Here is a 15,857-nt window from a genome sequence, read left to right as displayed (position 1 = left end):
CCCCACGGCGCCGAACGCGCCGAGGCCCGGCGCCGCGTCCTGCACTGGCTGCGCCGCCAGACCGCCCGCGCCGACCTGCTGATGGCCGGCCGCCGCCTCACCGTCGAACCCGAGGTCCCGCCACTGCCGGACGTCCCCGACGCCGACCTCGGCACCGCCAAGTCCCAGGCGCTGCACTGGATGGAGGCGAACCGGCAGGTCCTGTACGGCGCGGTCGCGCTCGCCCACGACAGCGGCCGCGACCAGGACGCCGTGGCGCTCGCCGAATCGCTGTGGACGCACTTCCTCGACCACCCCCGGCACGCCGACGCCATCGACGCCTTCCGCGCCGCCGTGGCCGCCGCCGACCGCACCGAGAGCGTTCCGGCACGGATCCGCACCCGCTGCCTGCTGGCCCGGCCGCTGTGGGAGACCGCCCGGTTCGAGGAGGCCGCCGCCGCCCTCGACCGGGCCGGGGCGCTGGCCGCACTGCTCGGCGACGAGTTCGACGACCGCCGCCTCGCCGCCTCCGCCGTCGACTTCCGCGGCCAACTCGCCCTCGCCGAAGGCCAATGGGCCGCCGCGCACCGCGACGCCGACACCGCCCGCGAGCACTTCGCCGCCGCCCGGGCCGACTTCGACACGGCCCGGGCGATCCACCTGGCGATCGACAACGCGTACGGCGCGGCGCTGCAGACCTACCAGTCCGCCAAGGCCGCGGCCGCCGCCGACGACCCGACCGGGGCCGCGGAGCTGTTCGCCCGGGCGTACCGGGCGTTCGACGGCATGACCGGCCGCCAACGGATGACCGCCCGGGCCCGCTCCGGCCTCGGCCAGGCCCTGCTCCGGGTCGGCCGATACCCGGACGCCGAACCGCACTTGGCGGCCGCCCTGGCCGACGCGGAGGCCCGCCGCTCGACCTTCGACGAGGCCCGCATCCGCACCGACCTCGCCACCCTCGCCGACCGTACCGGCCACCCCGACGAGGCCGCCCACCACCGCGCCAAGGCCGCCGAGCTGCGCGCCGCACACGGCGGCGTCCCCGACGAGTCCGCCCCGGAGGAGCCGCACCCCGAGGAACACTGACCGGTTGGCGCACGCCGGCCCGGTCGGCCGCCGGTCACAGCTCCGCGTCGAGCTCCGCCGCCAGGGCCGGGCGGATCGTGAGGCGGGCGGTGAACGGGGCCAGCACGCAGTCGAGTTCGACGGGGCGGTCGGGTGTCGGGGAGAGCGTCGGGCGGGTGCCGAGCCAGGCGTGGACGGCGGAGACGGCGGCGGACGGGTCGATGCGGTGGATGCGGCCGGCGGAGCGGCCAGGGGCGAGTCGCACGGTGAGGGCGCCGCGTTGGCGGTGGCGCAGGACGATGCGGTCGGCGGACAGGACGGCGGCGGCGGTGAGGCAGGCGGGGAGTTCGGCGAGGACGTGGGCGGTCCAGCCGGAGACCGTCCAGCGGCCGGAGCCCGGGCGTCGCCACAGGACGGCGGCGCTGCGCACCTGGGCCAGGCCGGCCACCGGGTGCTCGGCGGACAGGTGGTGGATCGGCAGGTCGGTGGCGGCGGGGAACCGCTCCACCCGGACCCGCTGCCCGTTCACCTCGGCGCGCACCGCGAGCGCCGGCGCGGCGGACCGGGGCACCGAGGGCACCGGCAGCGGCTGGGCCGGCACGGCCCGCCGAGGGGGCGTCAGGTCGAGCAGCCGGTACAGCTCGGTGCGCAGCAGGCCGAGGGCCTGCCCGGGCCGGTCGAAGGCGTCGGCGGCGGGGCCGGGGGCGGCCGTGGACGGCGGAAGCCCGCGGACGGTCTCCAGGCCGGTGAAGCGCGGCGCGGCGGCCAGCAGCCGGGCCATCGGGGTGCCGGCGATCAACTCCCGGCTGCCGTCGTAGGCGTTCAGCACCGGGCGGCCGAGCGCGGCCGCGTACAGCGCGGTGGAGCCGTGGTCGGTGATCACCGCGTCGGCGGCGACCAGGACCGCCGCCCAGTCCTGGTGCGGGGAGGGCAGCAGCAGGCCGGCCCGCAGTTCGGGGCGGAACTGCTCGGCGAGGTCGAGGCGGCTGCGTTCACCGACCTCGTTGGGGTGGACCAGCAGCGCGACCCGGTACCGGTCCACCGGCAGGCCGAGCACCAACTCGCCCGGCAGATCGGGTCGTTGGACGAGCAGACTCTCCGGTCCCCAGGTGGAGAGCACCGCCAGCAGGGTCCGGTCGCCGAGGTCGAGCGCGGCCCGGTACGCCTCACGACGGGGGCCGGACTCCAGCATCCGGTCCAGGGTGGGATCGCCGACGACCACCGCGCGGGTGGCCGCCGGCGGGCAGAACTCGGCCAGCCGGGACAGCTGTTCGGCGTGGCCGAGGCCGTGCAGGTCGGCCCAGGGCGCGCCGTCGGAGAGCAGGAACGCCGGGTCGAGGCCGCTCGGCAGCTCGGGCGAACCCTCGTCGTGCAGCGCCTTGTTGAAGCCCGCGCCGTGCGGCAGCAGGGCCCGGGCGCGGCCGGACAGGCTGGCCAGCGCGCCCTTGGGGCTGGTGGTGAGGATCAGGTCGAAGGGCCGGTCGGTGGCCTGCTCGAAGTCGATCACCCGGGCGCCGGAGCGGTCGAGCGCGGCCAGCGCCTCCAGGTCGAAGCGGGAGCCGGGCACCAGGGTGAACCAGCGGGAGATCCGGCCGTCGCCCTCGAACACCGGCAGGACGTCCAGCAGTCGGTGCAGCGCCACCGCCGAGCGGAACGCCAGCAGCACGGAGCGCCGCTGGTCCCCGCCGGTGTCGCGCATGCGCCGATGGTATCCGGGAGGCCGCCGCCCGCCTGCCGGGACACGGCGGCTGACGGGCAGTGGGACACCGGAGCGGGCCGGTGCAGAGGAGTGCCGGAATGCCGGCCGCCGGTCCCCGACCGACGGATCGGGCGGGTACCGGCGGCGGGCGGTGCGAGGTGGTCAGGCCGTGTCGGCGACCTGGATGGCGGCCTCCGTGCCGGAGGCGATCGCGCCGGAGATCCACGCGTGGTACCGCGGCTGGCAGTGGTCGCCGGCGAAGAACAGCCGCCCGTTCACCGGCGTCGCCACGTGCGGGCCGAGGCTGAGCAGTTGGCCGGGCGTCTCGATGACGGCCTCGCCGAGCGCCCAGCGGTTGCGCAGCCACGACTGCGAGACGTGCCGGTCGGTGACGTAGCGGCGGATCCGCTCGCCGTACAGGCCGGTCAGGTGCTCCAGGGCCTCGGTGTGCCGGTCGGCGGGGGTGAGGGCGTCGAAGCGCAGCGCGTCCTCCGCCCAGTTGTAGGCGGCCAGCACGACGCCGCCGGGCGCGCCGCCGTCGCTGGGGTGGGAGGGGAAGTAGACGAACCGGCCGGCCTCGTCGGAGACGCAGCCGCCGCCGACCGCGGCCACCGCGTCGCCGTGCGGGGCGGGCCGGTAGTCGCTGCCGAGCTTCTCGTGCCAGGTGGCCTCGTCCCACTCCCACCAGCGTTCGGTGAACTCCAGCAGCACCTTGTGCGCGGTGTCGTGCTTGAGCTCGTTGATCGCCCGGCGCTTGCCGTAGGGGAGCAGCGGCTCGAAGTCGACGTGCCGCAGCGCCGCGAACGGCACCGCCAGCACCACCATGTCGGCCCGGTACTCGCGGGCCTGGCCGCCGATCGCGCCGTCGCAGGCCTCGTCCTCCGGGCCGGTCTCCGGTTCGGCGGTGACCGTCACGCCGTCGTCGTCCGTGCGGACCCGGGTGACGACCCGGCCGCGCTCGATCGGCAGGTCGGCGGCCAGGGCCTCGGTGAGCGCGTCGGTGCCCGCATTGAACTCGAAGTAGGTGACGGACGGGTTGATGTCGCCGGCGTCGAACACCGAGTGCAGGAATCCGTAGGACAGTCGGCTGGTCAGGTTCTCCAGTGTGCCGACGGCCTGGATCTGGGCGTCGCTCCAGCCCTCGCCCTCCTGCAGGTAGCGCAGCAGCGAGTAGCCGTCCATGTCGTACAGCAGGTCGGCCATGCCGGTGACCCGCTCGGCGATCGGCTTGTCCGTCCAGCTGCCGTCGGGGTTCTTCGTCATGGTGTAGGCGCGGGCGGTGTCGAGCGCCTTGTCGAAGGCCGCGGCGGTGGTCTGGCCGCTGTCCCAGCCGAAGCTCTTGTTGATCGGGCCCGGGTCGGCGTTGTAGTCGGCCTTGCTGACGGTCTGTCCGTTGACGTGCAAGAGGCGGTTGCCGAGCCCCTTCGGCGCGACGTACACGGGGGCCTCGCCGCTGGCGAACTCCTCGCCCGTCCACGACTTGTAGACCACGCGGGAGTCGTGCGAGACCTGGTCCGGCACCGGCGGGAGGTCCACCAGGTCGAACGGGCGGCGCGGCACCTTCAGGTGGTCGGCGAGCGCGAGGGTCAGCACGTGGCTGGACGGGATGCGCATCGCGCCGGCCTCGGCGTGCAGCCGGGGGTCCTGCCAGACGTCGCCGCGGAAGGTCTTCACCCGGCCGCCGACCCGGCTGCGGTTGGCCTCCAGCACCCGTACCCGGTGCCCGGCCGCCTGCAGCAGCCGGGCGCACACCATGCCGGCCACGCCCGCGCCGACCACCAGGACGTCGCGCGACTCGGTCTTCCTGAGGCGCTGACGGCCCGTCAGCAGCTTGAGGTAGGCGAGCGTCAGGTCGTTGTGGTCGGCGTCGGTCAGCAGGATCCGGCGCGCCATGATCAGCGCCGCCGCCTTCCGCGCCGGGTCGGGCGGAGCCGCGCCCGCCGCACGAGAGGAGCCGGCCACCGGGCCGGCCAGGGTGGCGGCCGTCACCGCGCCGCCGGAGGCAAAGAGCAGTCCGCGTCGAGAGATCACCGGTTCAGCCTGGCAGCGCCGCACACCCCGGGATGTGCGCTCCGCCCATCGAGTCCCATTGACCACTCGCACGGGGGGCGCTCGCCGCACCCGCCGGCGCTACCCCTCCCGACACGTGCGCCGGGCGCTCGGCCAGCGAATCCGGCAGGCCGGTCGGGGGCGGGATCGGACGGTCGGGACGGGTCCTGTCGGGACAAGGGACGGCTAAGGTATTCCACGAAACATTGGAGAATAAAGGAGAGCCGTGAAGTCCGAGACCAGCGCCGGCGTCGCCGCGCCGCCACCCGCCGAGCTCGCCGCCGACCCCGCCGTTCAGCGGCACATCCTGGGCGTGCTGGTCACCTCCCAGATCCTCAGCGGCGCGGGGCTGGCCGCCGGGATCACCGTCGGGGCGCTGCTCGCCCAGGACATGCTGGGCAGCACCGGGCTGGCCGGGCTGCCCAGCGCGCTGTTCACCGCCGGCAGCGCGCTCGCCGCGATCGTGGTCAGCCGAATATCCGCCGCCCGCGGCCGCCGCCCCGGTCTGGCCGTCGGCTACGCCACCGGCGCCGTCGGCAGCGTCGGCGTGATCGCCGCCGCCGCGCTCGACAACCCCGTCCTGCTGTTCCTCGCGCTGTTCGTCTACGGCGCCGGCACCGCCACCAACCTTCAGGCCCGCTACGCCGGGGCCGACCTCGCCGCCCCCGGCCACCGGGCCCGGGCGATCTCCACCGTGCTGGTCGCCACCACCCTCGGCGGCGTCCTCGGCCCCAACCTGGCCGCCCCCACCGGCGCCCTCGCGCACGCCGTCCACCTGCCGCGCCTCGCCGGACCGTTCCTGCTGGCCGGCCTGGCCTACGCCGCCGCCGCGGTCGTCCTCGCCACCCGGCTGCACCCCGACCCGCTGCTGCTCGCCCGCGCCGCCGCGGCGGCCCCGACGGAGCAGGCCCCGGCCGACGACCCCGCGGCCGACGCCGCGTCGACCGCCCGCACCCGCAACCGCGTCCTGCTCGGCGCCCAGGTGATGGTGGTCACCCAGGTGGTGATGGTCGGCGTGATGACCATGACGCCCGTCCACATGCACGACGCCGGACAGGGCACCGCCGCCTCCGGACTCGTCATCGCCCTGCACGTCGCCGCGATGTACCTGCCCTCCCCGCTCACCGGACGCCTGGTCGACCGGCACGGCCCGCTCGCCGTCGGCGCCGCCGCCGGGCTCACCCTGCTCGCGGCCGGCCTGCTCGCCGCCGTCGCCCCTGCGCACTCCGTCCCGCTGCTCGCCCTCGCGCTCGTCCTGCTCGGCCTCGGCTGGAACTTCGGCCTGGTCTCCGGCACCGCGATCCTCACCGACGCCGTCCCGCTCGCCACCCGCGCGAAGACCCAGGGCGGCGTCGACGTCGCCATCGCCATCTCCGGCGCCACCGGCGGCCTCGCCTCCGGCGCCGTCGTCGACCTGGCCGGGTACTCCGTCCTCGCGCTCGGCGGCGGACTGCTCGCCCTGCTGATCCTCCCCGCCCTCGCCACCGCGGCCGCCCGGGGCCGGCGATGACGGACCGCCAGGAACCCGCGATCACCTTCGACGGCCGCGGACTGCTCTGCGTCACCCTGCTGCTGCGCCTGCGCGCCGCCATCGCCGACGCCCCCGCCGGCACCCTGGTGCACGTCCGCGCCACCGACCCCGCCGCCCCGCTCGACCTCCCCGCCTGGTGCCACCTCACCGGCCACGACTACCTGGGCCCCGTCGCCGACGACACCTACGCGCTGCGCCTGACCGCCGACCCGACTCCGACCCGCGCCGACGCCCCGTGGCACCGCCCGGCGGGCTGACCGCCACCGCCGTCGGGAGCACCTCGAACGGGGATATAGGCTGGTCGGGCAGCGGTTCGCCCCCGTCCGAGCCAGGGCGGGCGCGTCGCAAGAGGGAACCTGGTGCGAGTCCAGGACTGCCTCGCAGCGGTGAGCGGGAACGACCGCCGTCACACGCACTGGGCCCGACCGGCCCGGGAAGCGACGGCCAGTAGACAGGCCCTCCACGGGAGATGCCCGCGAGTCCGAAGACCTGCCGCCGCCCGCAGCGCCCACCGGCGCCGCGGACCGTCCGAGCCGCAACTCGCGAAGGAGAGTTCCCGTGGCAGACCAGACCGTCGTAGCCGTGACGGCCGCCGCCAAGCCCGTCCAGGCGTCCCAGGTCACCCTCGCGCACATCATGAGCGAGCACGACACCAACCTCTACGGCACCATCCACGGCGGCGTGGTGATGAAGCTCATCGACGACGCCGCGGGCGCGGCCGCCGCCCGGCACGCCGAAGGCCCGGCCGTCACCGCCGCGGTGGACAGCATGGCCTTCCTGGCCCCCGTCCGGGCCGGCGACCTGCTCACCGCGCACGCCGAACTCGAACGGGCCGGCCGCACCTCGATGACCGTCCACGTCACCGTCACCGCCGAACGCTGGAACGCCGCCGGTCCCGTCACCCGGGTCGCCACCGGCCGGCTCACCTTCGTCGCCATCGACGCCGAGAGCCGTCCGCGCCCCGTCCCGGCGCTGCTCGCCGCGGAGCCCGCCGACGCCGCCTGAGGCCGCCTGAGGCGCCGTCACCGCACAGGCGCAAGCGCTGATCGTCTCCCGTGCCCGGAACGCCGTCCCCACCTGGTGTTCCGGGCACACGGCTGTCCCGATTGCCACGTGATCACTGTCACGCCGGGACGAACCGGGTGATTGCGGACGGCGTGTGATCGACATGTTCCGTTCAAGCTCCGATTACCCCACCATGGCAGCGTGTGCCCGCCTACGCGCGTAGCGCACCCCATGGTTCTCGTGGTCCAAGGAGATTGACAGATGATCAGAACGTGGAAGGCCGCCCGCCCGCTGGCCCTCGCCGCCGCCGCGCTGGTGGCCGCAGCGGGTGCGAGCGCCGTCCCGCAGCACGCCACCGCCGCCACCCCCAAGGCCGCCGCGGCCTCCGCCGCCACCCCGAAGCGGGTGCTGTTCGACAACACCAAGGCGGAGACGGCGGGCAACGCGGACTGGATCATCTCCACCAGCCAGCCCGACCCGCTGGCGCAGAACGCCAACCCGACCACCGAGACCAGCTGGACCGGCGCCATCTCGGCGTGGGGCGTGGCCCTGCAGAAGACCGGCAACTACAGCCTGAAGACGCTGCCCGCCGGCAACACCATCACCTACGGCACCGGCGGCGCGCTCGACCTCGCCAACTTCGACGAGTTCGTGATCCCCGAGCCCAACATCCGCCTCAGCGCGGCCGAGAAGACCGCCGTGATGACGTTCGTCCAGAACGGCGGCGGCCTGTTCCTGATCTCCGACCACACCCAGAGCGACCGCAACAACGACGGCTGGGACTCCCCGGCCATCATCAACGACCTGCTGACCAGCAACGGCGTCAACAACAACGACCCGTTCGGGTTCTCCGTCGACCTGCTGAACATCACCACCGACAACCCGCGGGCGATCTCCTCCACCACCGACCCGGTGATCAACGGGCCGTTCGGCGCCGTCACCGGCTCGATCATCCGCAACGGCACCACCTTCACCCTCAAGCCCGCCGACAACCCGAACGTCAAGGGCCTGGTCTACCGCACCGGTTACAGCGGCAACACCGGCGCGGCGTTCGCCACCTCCACCTTCGGCAAGGGCCGGGTGGCGATCTGGGGCGACTCCTCCCCGATCGACGACGGCACCGGCCAGTCCGGCAACACTCTGTACAACGGCTGGAACGACCCGGCCGGCACCGACGCCGCGCTCGCCCTCAACGCCACCGCGTGGCTCGCCCAGGGCAGCGGCTCCACCGGCAACACCGGCTCGGTCACCCTCACCAACCCGGGCGCCCGCACCGCGACCGTCGGCACCGCGACCAGCCTCCAGCTGTCCGCCACCGACACCGCCGGCGGCACCCTCGGCTACGCGGCCACCGGCCTGCCCGCCGGACTGACCGTCAACCCGGCCACCGGCCTGATCAGCGGTACGCCCACCACCGCCGGCACCTCCACGGTGACCGTCACCGCGACCGACTCCACCGGGCCGTCCGCCACCGCCACCTTCACCTGGACGGTCGCCGCGAGCGGCGGCACCACCTGCACCCCCGCCCAGCTGATCACCAACCCGGGCTTCGAGACCGGCTCCACCTCCGGCTGGACCGAGACCAACAGCGGCGGCGCCAGCACCATCAACAGCAGCACCAGTGAGCCCGCCCACAGCGGCACCTACGACGTCTGGCTGGACGGCTACGGCGCCACCAACACCGACACCCTCGCCCAGACCGTCACCCTGCCGACCGGCTGCTCCACCTACAACCTGAGCTTCTGGCTGCACATCGACAGCGCCTCCTCCACCACCACCGTCTTCGACACCCTCACCGTCGCGGCCAACGGCACCACCCTGGCCACCTACTCCAACGTCAACGCCGCCGCCGGCTACCAGCAGCGCACCTTCAACCTCGCCGCCTACGCCGGCCAGACCGTCACCCTGAAGTTCACCGGCGCCGAGGACTACACCAAGCAGACCTCCTTCGTTCTCGACGACATCACCCTCAACGTCTCCTGACCCCCCACCAGCCCCCCGGGCCGGCCCCACCCGGCCCGGGGCCGGTTCAGCCCGCGCCGCCCAGTCGGACCGCCCCCAGGTACGACGGGTGCCGGTCGCCGAGAGCAGCGGCGAGGGCGGCCAGGACCTCGCCGGCCTCCGTCGCGGACCCGGCGGCGAGGGCGGAGAGGTGACGGAGCAGGAGGACGTCCGGGTGGTCGAGGCCCAGGCTGTCCGCCGCGGCGGCGAGGGCGGGCGCGACGAGTGCGGCGACCCGGTCGGGGCGGCCCTCGGCGTGGGCCGTCCGTGCCAGCACGGTGCAGGCCTGGACAGCGGTCGGGCCGCCCACCGCTCCCTCGGCCAGCGCGGTCGACCACTCCGCCCCGGCGAGCACGGCGGCCTCCGCGGCCCGGCCGTCGGCGCGCAGGGCGTCGGCCAGGCCGACGGCGACCTGCCGCGTGGTGGGGTGGCCGGCGCCGAAAGCCTCCAGCGCGTCCAGGTGAGCCTGCCGGGCGTGCCCGACGGCCTCCGCGGTACGCCCGGCCCGGCGGCAGCTGGCCGCCAGGTTGGACCGGGCCCACAACGTCTCCGGATGCCGCGCCCCCAACAGCTGCACCCGCCGCGCCAGGACGTCCGCCTCCAGTTCGATCGCCTCCCCGGCGAACCCGGCCCGCGAGCGCATCGCGGCGAGGTTGGCGGTCAGCGTCAGCACCTGCGGATCATCGGGCCCCAGCGCGGCCAGCCGCACGGCTCGGACGGGCGCCAGCAGCGCGGCGGCAGCCGCGAACCGGCCGGCCTGGAACGTGACCGCCGCGAGGCTCGCCCGCGCGGCCAGGCTGTCGGGGTGCTCGGGCCCGTGCAGCCGTTCGTGGATCTCCAACAGCTCCCGCTGGAGCGTCAGCGCCTCGTCGGGACGGCCGAGCTTGCCCAGGAAGAAGGCGATGTTGGACCGTACGGTGAGGGTCTTCCGTGCCTCGGCGCCGACCCGTGCGGCGAGTTCCGCCGCGACCTCGCGCATCAGCTCCAGCGCGTCGGCGACCCGACCGGCCTCGTCCAGCGCGAGGGCGTACTGCAGCCGGTAGTTCGAACGGTTCGCCGGCTCCATTTCGAGTGCGTCGGCCCGCGCGACCACCGCGGCGAGCTCGGTCAGCGTCTCGGCGGCCTGCCCGGCCGACCCCAGTGCCCGCGCCCGGTGGCAGCGGCTGTCCAGGACGAACCAGTGGCCGGGGCCGTGCAGTTCGGCGGCGTGTTCGGCGTTCAGACCGTGCAGTACCGCGGCCGCCGCCCAGTCGCCACGCGCGGACAGACTGTGCGCCAGGTTGTTGCGGGCCAGCCAGGTGTCGGGATGTCCGGGGCCGAGTGCGCGCGACCGCAGGCCCAGGACGTGTCGCTCCAGCTCGACGGCCTCCGGCCGGCGGTCGGCGGCCCACAGGTGCACGGCCTGGTTGAGCATGGCGCCCAGGGTCTGCGGGTGTTCGTGGCCGAGCACCTCCTCGGCGGCGGCGACCACCGACCCGCCGACCTCCAGAGCTTCCGTGAACTCGCCGGCCTGGTGCAGGGCCCCGGCGAGGTTGGCTCCGGCGCTGATGGTGCCCGGGTGCCGCTCGCCGAGCAGCTCGGTGCAGTGCCGCAGGACCTCCCGTCCGAGCGTGATCGCCTCGGCGGTGCGGCCGATCCCGCTCAGCGCCACCGCCAGGTTGCTCCGGGCCAGCAGGGTGGCCGGTGCGAGCGGCCCGTGCACCCGGGCGGTGGCCTCCGCGATCGCCTCGGTCACCATCGCCGCCTGCTCCAGTCGCCCGGCCGCGTGCAGCGCCACGCCGAAGTTGACGGCCGCCGTGAGACTCTCCGGATGGTCCTCGGTGTAGCGCCTGATCGCGGCGTCCAGAGTCGCGCGGGCCGTCGCCACCGCTCGGTCGAGTCGGCCCGCCTGGACCAGCGCGTTGCCCAGGTCGCTGCGGGCGGTCAGCACCTGCGGATGGTCAGGGCCGAACGCCGCCTCGACGTCGGCCAGCAACCGCTCGTGCTCGGCGAGCGACTCGTCCGCCAGGCCCGCCTCGTACAGTGCCCGGGCCAGCCCGGTGCGCAGCATCAGCACCAGCTGGTCGGTCGGCCCACCGAGCGTGGCGGCGTGCTCCACCAGGTCCCGGGCCTGATCGAGGGCGTCCTCGTGTCGGCCGAGCTTCGACAGCAGGGACGTCCGGTTCGACCGGGCTGTCAGCGCGGCCGGATGGTTCGGGCCGAGCGCGTCGGCCGCGTCCGCGGCGACGGCCCGCAGCGCCTCTTCGGCCTCCGCGGTGCGCCCGCAGCCGTGCAACGCGAGCGCCTCGTTGTTGCGGCTGTTCAGCGTGCTCGGGTGGTTCGGCCCGAGGATGGCGGCCTGGGCGGCCCGGACGGCCGAGGTCTCGGTCAGGCAGTCGAGCATCCGACCGGTGCGGGACCGCATGAACGCCAGGCTCTGACGTGAGGTCAGGGTGTGGGGATGGGTGGCGCCCAGCAGTTCCGACCGCAGCCGCACCACCTCCGCGACCTCCGCCGCCGCCTCCGCGTCCCGGCCCTGCGCCGACCGGATCAGCGCGAGGTTGTGACGTGCTGTCAGTGCCTGCGGGTGCTCGGCGCCGCGCTGCGCCACGACCGCGTCGCGCGTCTCGCACAGCATCCGCTCGGCTTCGTCGAGGCGGTTTTCGAGCCGGCGCGACGCGGCGAGGTCGGCGAGGGCGGCCAGGGTCGCCGGATGCGTCGCCCCCAGTTGAGTGGTACGCGCCCGAAGGACGTGCTCCTGCAGCGGCACCGCCTCAACGTGGCGCCCCGCCGCGACCAGTGCGGTGGCGAGGGTGGCGGCGCAGTCCAACGCCGCCGGATGCAGGTGGCCGACGGCGACGCCGTCGGCACCGGTGTCGCCGTCGGCGACGGCGTCCGCGTGGGCTGCGGCAGCAACCGTCACCGCGTCGGTCGGCCGGCCGAGCGCGACCAGCGCGAGGGCGGAGACGGTCCTCGCCTCCAGCTGCAGCTGATGCCGGTCGCCGACCGCGGCGGACAGCGCCTCGGCGGCGCGGGTCGCCTGCGCCAGGCTCTCCTCGTACCGGCCGCAGCCGAACGCGGCGCCCGCCACGGCAGTCCGGGCGACGGCGACCACCGGGTGGTCGGCGCCGTGCAGGTGCTCGCGGCGCTTCAGCAGCCGCGACGCCGCGACGTGGGCGGCGCGGGCGTCACCGGTCAGTGTGAACCGGGTGATCAGCACCGACTGCTCGACCTGCAGCTCGCCCTCCGCGGACCGCAACGCGGGAGCGCCCGCCTGGTCCAGGACCGCCTGCTCGTGCGCGGCGGCAGCCTCCGGGCGTCCGTTCAGCCGCTCCACCTCGGCCGCCGCCAACCGGGCCGCCAACGCGACCTTGTGGGCAGGGCCGAGGGCGGCCGCCGCCGCGTCGACCAGCGCGGCCGAAAGCTCGGCGGCAGCACCGTACTGCCCGGTCGCGGCCACTGCCCGGACCGCGATCAGCCGGGCCTGCAGATGGGCCTCCGAGGCGGGGCCCGCGGTACGCAGTGCCCGCGCGGCGGCCGCCTCGGCGAGGGCCAGGCCCTCTTTCGGCCGGCCGACGGCGATCACCGTCTCGGCCTGCCAGTAACAGGCCTCGACCGTGTCCGGCGCGTCCGGCCCGAGTACGTCCCTACAGGCGGCGGTGTGCTCCTTCCACAGCTGCTCCGCCTCGCGCAGCAGACCCGCGGAGGCCATGCTGCGGGCCAGTCGGGTGAGCAACGCGGGGCCATCCGGGACTTCGTACAGCCGGTTGCCGAAGTGACGCCGCAGGGCGCCCGCGTTGGCCCGCAGGACCTCCTCCAAGTCGGGGTCCGTGTAGTCGAATTCGGGCCACGGGCCGACCACGGAGGTGGCTGCGCAGGCGAGCTGCGCGGCCCGCAGGTGCGGAGGCGTGGTCTCCCGGGCGGCCCACGCGGTCAGTGCGGGCAGCTGCACCGCCCGGGGCTCGGCCCGCCGGTCGTGGGTGAGCAGTCCGTACTCGTGCAGCCTCCGCACGGCCATCATGCCGACCCCCTGCCCGCTCACCCCGCCGAAGTCCTCGGCGCCCTGGCCGAGCAACAACTCCCGCACCGGCGCCGCCTGCCACCACCGCTCCGGATGCCCGGTCGGCTCGAAGCAGCCGGCCAGCCGCATCGCCGGTCCGGCCGCGCCGGTCGGCCGGCGCCGACCGGCCGCGTCCAGCGAGAGCAGCAGCGCGGCGGTCACCGCAGGGGCGCCACTGGTCGGGTCCGGGGGCAGCATGTCGTCCAGGCCGGCGGCGCGTTGCCGCAGCCGATCGAGGTACCCGGCGACCGGCTCGCCCCCTTCGGCCAGCGCCGTCGCCGCACATCCGAGCGCCAGCGGCAGGTGCTCCAGCTCCGCGGCGAGCTCGGCCGGCGCGCCGCCGCGCTCCTCGCCCGCCGGGTCCTGGTGCTCCGAGGCCGCCAGCCGTCCGCGCAGGAACGTCAGCGACTCCGCCGGGGTGAACGGCCCGACCTCGACGACGGCGCCCACCTTCGACCTGGTGGACGACCCGCGCAGCCGGGTGGTGATCACGACCCGACGGTCGTCGGCGGTGCTGTACGGCAGCAGGCGGGCGAGCAGTGCCGGATCGGACAGGTTGTCCAGCACCACCAGCGCGGACGGGCCCGGGGTGCGGAACCACTCCAGGAACGCCTCGGCGTCGGCCTCCAGACCGGTCCGCTTCCGCCGGGGCAGCACCTTCCACGCGGCATGCGCGTACGAGGTGGCGAGTGACGCCCCGTCGGTGGCGTCCGCCCACAACACCAGCAGGGCTGTCCCGTCGGCCGTGGCCCGGAGCGCGTGCGCCGCCGCCAAGTGCGATTTGCCGACCCCGCCCGGCCCGCTGAGCAGGACCGAACGGTGTGCGGCCAGGGCCTTCGCCAACTCCTGCCCGACCTCGTCGCGGGACAGGGCGAACGGCTCCGGTGTAGGCGCCCGGCCGATCGCCAGCGGCCACTCGACGGGGCCCGGCGCCGCCTCCTGGAGGGTGTAGTGGAGGTCTCCTCGTAGCTCGGCCACCGCCACGCTGTGGTCGGCGGCAGTGACAGTCACCTGCCTCGGAGCCGGGGGCGGCGGGGTGCCGCCCTGCGGCTCCGGCCGGTTCGCGGTGGGCGGCGCTGCCGGGCCGGGGCCGGAACACGGCGTCCGCGCGGCGGCGGTGGGCTGCGGTGCCGGTGGGGTGGTCCCGGGGCGTACTCGCGGCGGAGCGGTGCCGAGTCGAGCCGCCAGCGCCGTCAACTCCCGGGCGAACTCCGGGTCCTGCGCGACGGCGTTCTTCAGTGCGATCACCAGCCGCATCCGGGTGCCGTTCGGGATCGGTTCCGCTCCGGCAGCGTCCCGCGCGGCCCGCTCCCACGCCGGAGCCCCGTCGAGTCGGTCGCGAACCAGTTCGTGCAGCCGGGACGCCGCCTCGCTCGGACCCGGGTCGACGACACCCGACATCCGTGCGACCACGTACCCGACCACCAGTTCGATGTCCGCCACCGGACCACCCCCCGAGCCGTCCTGACAGTGGGCCAGACAGTAGCGGGGCCGGGATCGCCGCCGGGCCGGAACGGCGGATTCCCCGGAGGGCTCCACCGTGCGGGGAGCGGCGCGACACCGGGCGAGGAGACCTGGCCGCTGTGGCCCGGCCGCCCCGCGACCCCAGCTACTTCCCGGCGGCCACGGGAGCGCCCAACCGCCCACCGGACAATGCGAGTTGAATGCCGTCAGGGCTGCCCGGGCCCCGCCTGGCGCTCGAACGCCCGACAGGGTCGGCAGGATGCCCGATATCACGGTGGAGCTGATCGATCGGGGGTACGGTCTGCTGCACGTGGCTGGGTCTGCTTCGAGGGGGTCTCGTGGTTCCGGGTGTGGAGATCGCGGTGGGGTACGTGTTCGCGTGGGCGGTGCGCAAGGCGCGGCTGGTCGCGGGCCGGGCGGACGGCGAGGTCGACCGCGCGCTGGAGACCGGGATGGACCGCGTCCACGACCTGGTGACCACCACGCTCGGACAGGATCCGGCTCTGACCAGAGCCGTCGCGGAGGCCGGGGCCGAGACCGCAGTCCTCTCCGCCAACACCCGGCAGTGGCTCGCACTCAGCCTCAACGACAGGGCGGAGCAGGATCCGCAGTTCGCCGCTGCGCTCCTCGCCGCCGTGCAGGTAGTGCAGAACGCCGAGCGCTCCGCCGGCGTGTCGGCGAGCGGCGACGGCATCGCGGTCAATGGCCCGGTGACCATCAACGCGACGGGCGCCGGGTCGGTCGCAGCCATCCGCATCGACGGACCGGTGACTGTCGGAGTGCCCGCTCCCACCCCGCCGCCGGGCAAGGCCCAGGACTGACAACGCGCGTGTGCGGTGCCCTTCGCCGCTTGGTCCGACCCATGGGCCGACCGACGTGCACGTTGCCTCGCCCGCGTTCGGGACAGCTCGGACACCGGGAGATCACTCGGCCGGTGAGCGGAAAGAACGCACGCTCGGGGTTCGACTGCTCATGCGATCGCCGGGAAACGCGGAAGGCCCCAGCTGAGCTGGGGCCTTCCGATG

General features: G+C 75.0%; 8 protein-coding genes, 1 pseudogene and 1 riboswitch. Of the genes and pseudogenes, 6 read left to right on the top strand and 3 right to left on the bottom strand.

Going from position 1 to position 15,857, the window contains the following annotated elements; translation table 11 throughout:
• Positions 1–1,065 (top strand): annotated as a pseudogene (locus tag IEZ12_RS12525) (tetratricopeptide repeat protein); the annotation flags it as partial.
• Positions 1,066–1,099: 34 nt separating this feature from the next.
• Here the strand turns inward: IEZ12_RS12525 and IEZ12_RS12520 are convergent.
• Both IEZ12_RS12520 and IEZ12_RS12515 read right to left on the bottom strand, forming a co-directional pair.
• Positions 1,100–2,743 carry a translation initiation factor 2 gene (locus IEZ12_RS12520; RefSeq protein ID WP_189272122.1) on the bottom strand — a complete coding sequence of 548 codons (1,644 nt, stop codon included), beginning with the start codon at positions 2,741–2,743 and terminating at the stop codon, positions 1,100–1,102.
• A gap of 162 nt (positions 2,744–2,905) precedes the next feature.
• Positions 2,906–4,774: a flavin monoamine oxidase family protein gene (locus IEZ12_RS12515; protein ID WP_189272121.1), complete on the bottom strand. Its 1,869-nt coding sequence runs from the start codon at positions 4,772–4,774 to the stop codon at positions 2,906–2,908.
• 244 nt (positions 4,775–5,018) lie between these two features.
• Between IEZ12_RS12515 and IEZ12_RS12510 the strand changes: the two genes are divergently transcribed.
• From IEZ12_RS12510 to IEZ12_RS12495, 4 genes are all read left to right on the top strand, one after another.
• Positions 5,019–6,302, top strand: a complete 1,284-nt coding sequence (locus tag IEZ12_RS12510) for an MFS transporter (protein WP_189272120.1) — start codon at positions 5,019–5,021, stop codon at positions 6,300–6,302.
• Positions 6,299–6,580: a sulfurtransferase TusA family protein gene (locus tag IEZ12_RS12505; protein ID WP_189272119.1), complete on the top strand. Its 282-nt coding sequence runs from the start codon at positions 6,299–6,301 to the stop codon at positions 6,578–6,580. The genes IEZ12_RS12510 and IEZ12_RS12505 overlap by 4 nt, the downstream gene beginning before the upstream one ends.
• Positions 6,581–6,615: 35 nt before the next feature.
• Positions 6,616–6,834: riboswitch (cobalamin riboswitch) on the top strand.
• A 47-nt stretch (positions 6,835–6,881) separates the two neighbouring features.
• The gene (locus tag IEZ12_RS12500; RefSeq protein ID WP_229847467.1) at positions 6,882–7,328 is read left to right on the top strand and encodes an acyl-CoA thioesterase; all 447 of its coding nucleotides are present in this window, start codon (positions 6,882–6,884) and stop codon (positions 7,326–7,328) included.
• Positions 7,329–7,589: 261 nt separating this feature from the next.
• Positions 7,590–9,311: a putative Ig domain-containing protein gene (locus IEZ12_RS12495; protein WP_189272118.1), complete on the top strand. Its 1,722-nt coding sequence runs from the start codon at positions 7,590–7,592 to the stop codon at positions 9,309–9,311.
• Between the two features lie 46 nt (positions 9,312–9,357).
• Here IEZ12_RS12495 and IEZ12_RS12490 read toward each other — a convergent pair whose 3' ends face one another.
• Complete coding sequence (locus IEZ12_RS12490; protein ID WP_189272117.1) at positions 9,358–14,811, bottom strand: tetratricopeptide repeat protein; 5,454 nt, start codon at positions 14,809–14,811, stop codon at positions 9,358–9,360.
• Positions 14,812–15,182: 371 nt separating this feature from the next.
• On the opposite strand from IEZ12_RS12490, the gene IEZ12_RS12485 reads away from it, so the two are divergent.
• Entirely contained in the window at positions 15,183–15,653 is a 471-nt protein-coding gene (locus IEZ12_RS12485; protein WP_189272116.1) for a chromosome partitioning protein, read from the top strand.
• The last annotated feature ends 204 nt before the right edge of the window (positions 15,654–15,857 follow it).

This window comes from Kitasatospora griseola, from assembly GCF_014648555.1.
GTDB lineage: Bacteria > Actinomycetota > Actinomycetes > Streptomycetales > Streptomycetaceae > Kitasatospora > Kitasatospora griseola.
This window is presented reverse-complemented; position numbering and strand designations above follow the sequence as displayed.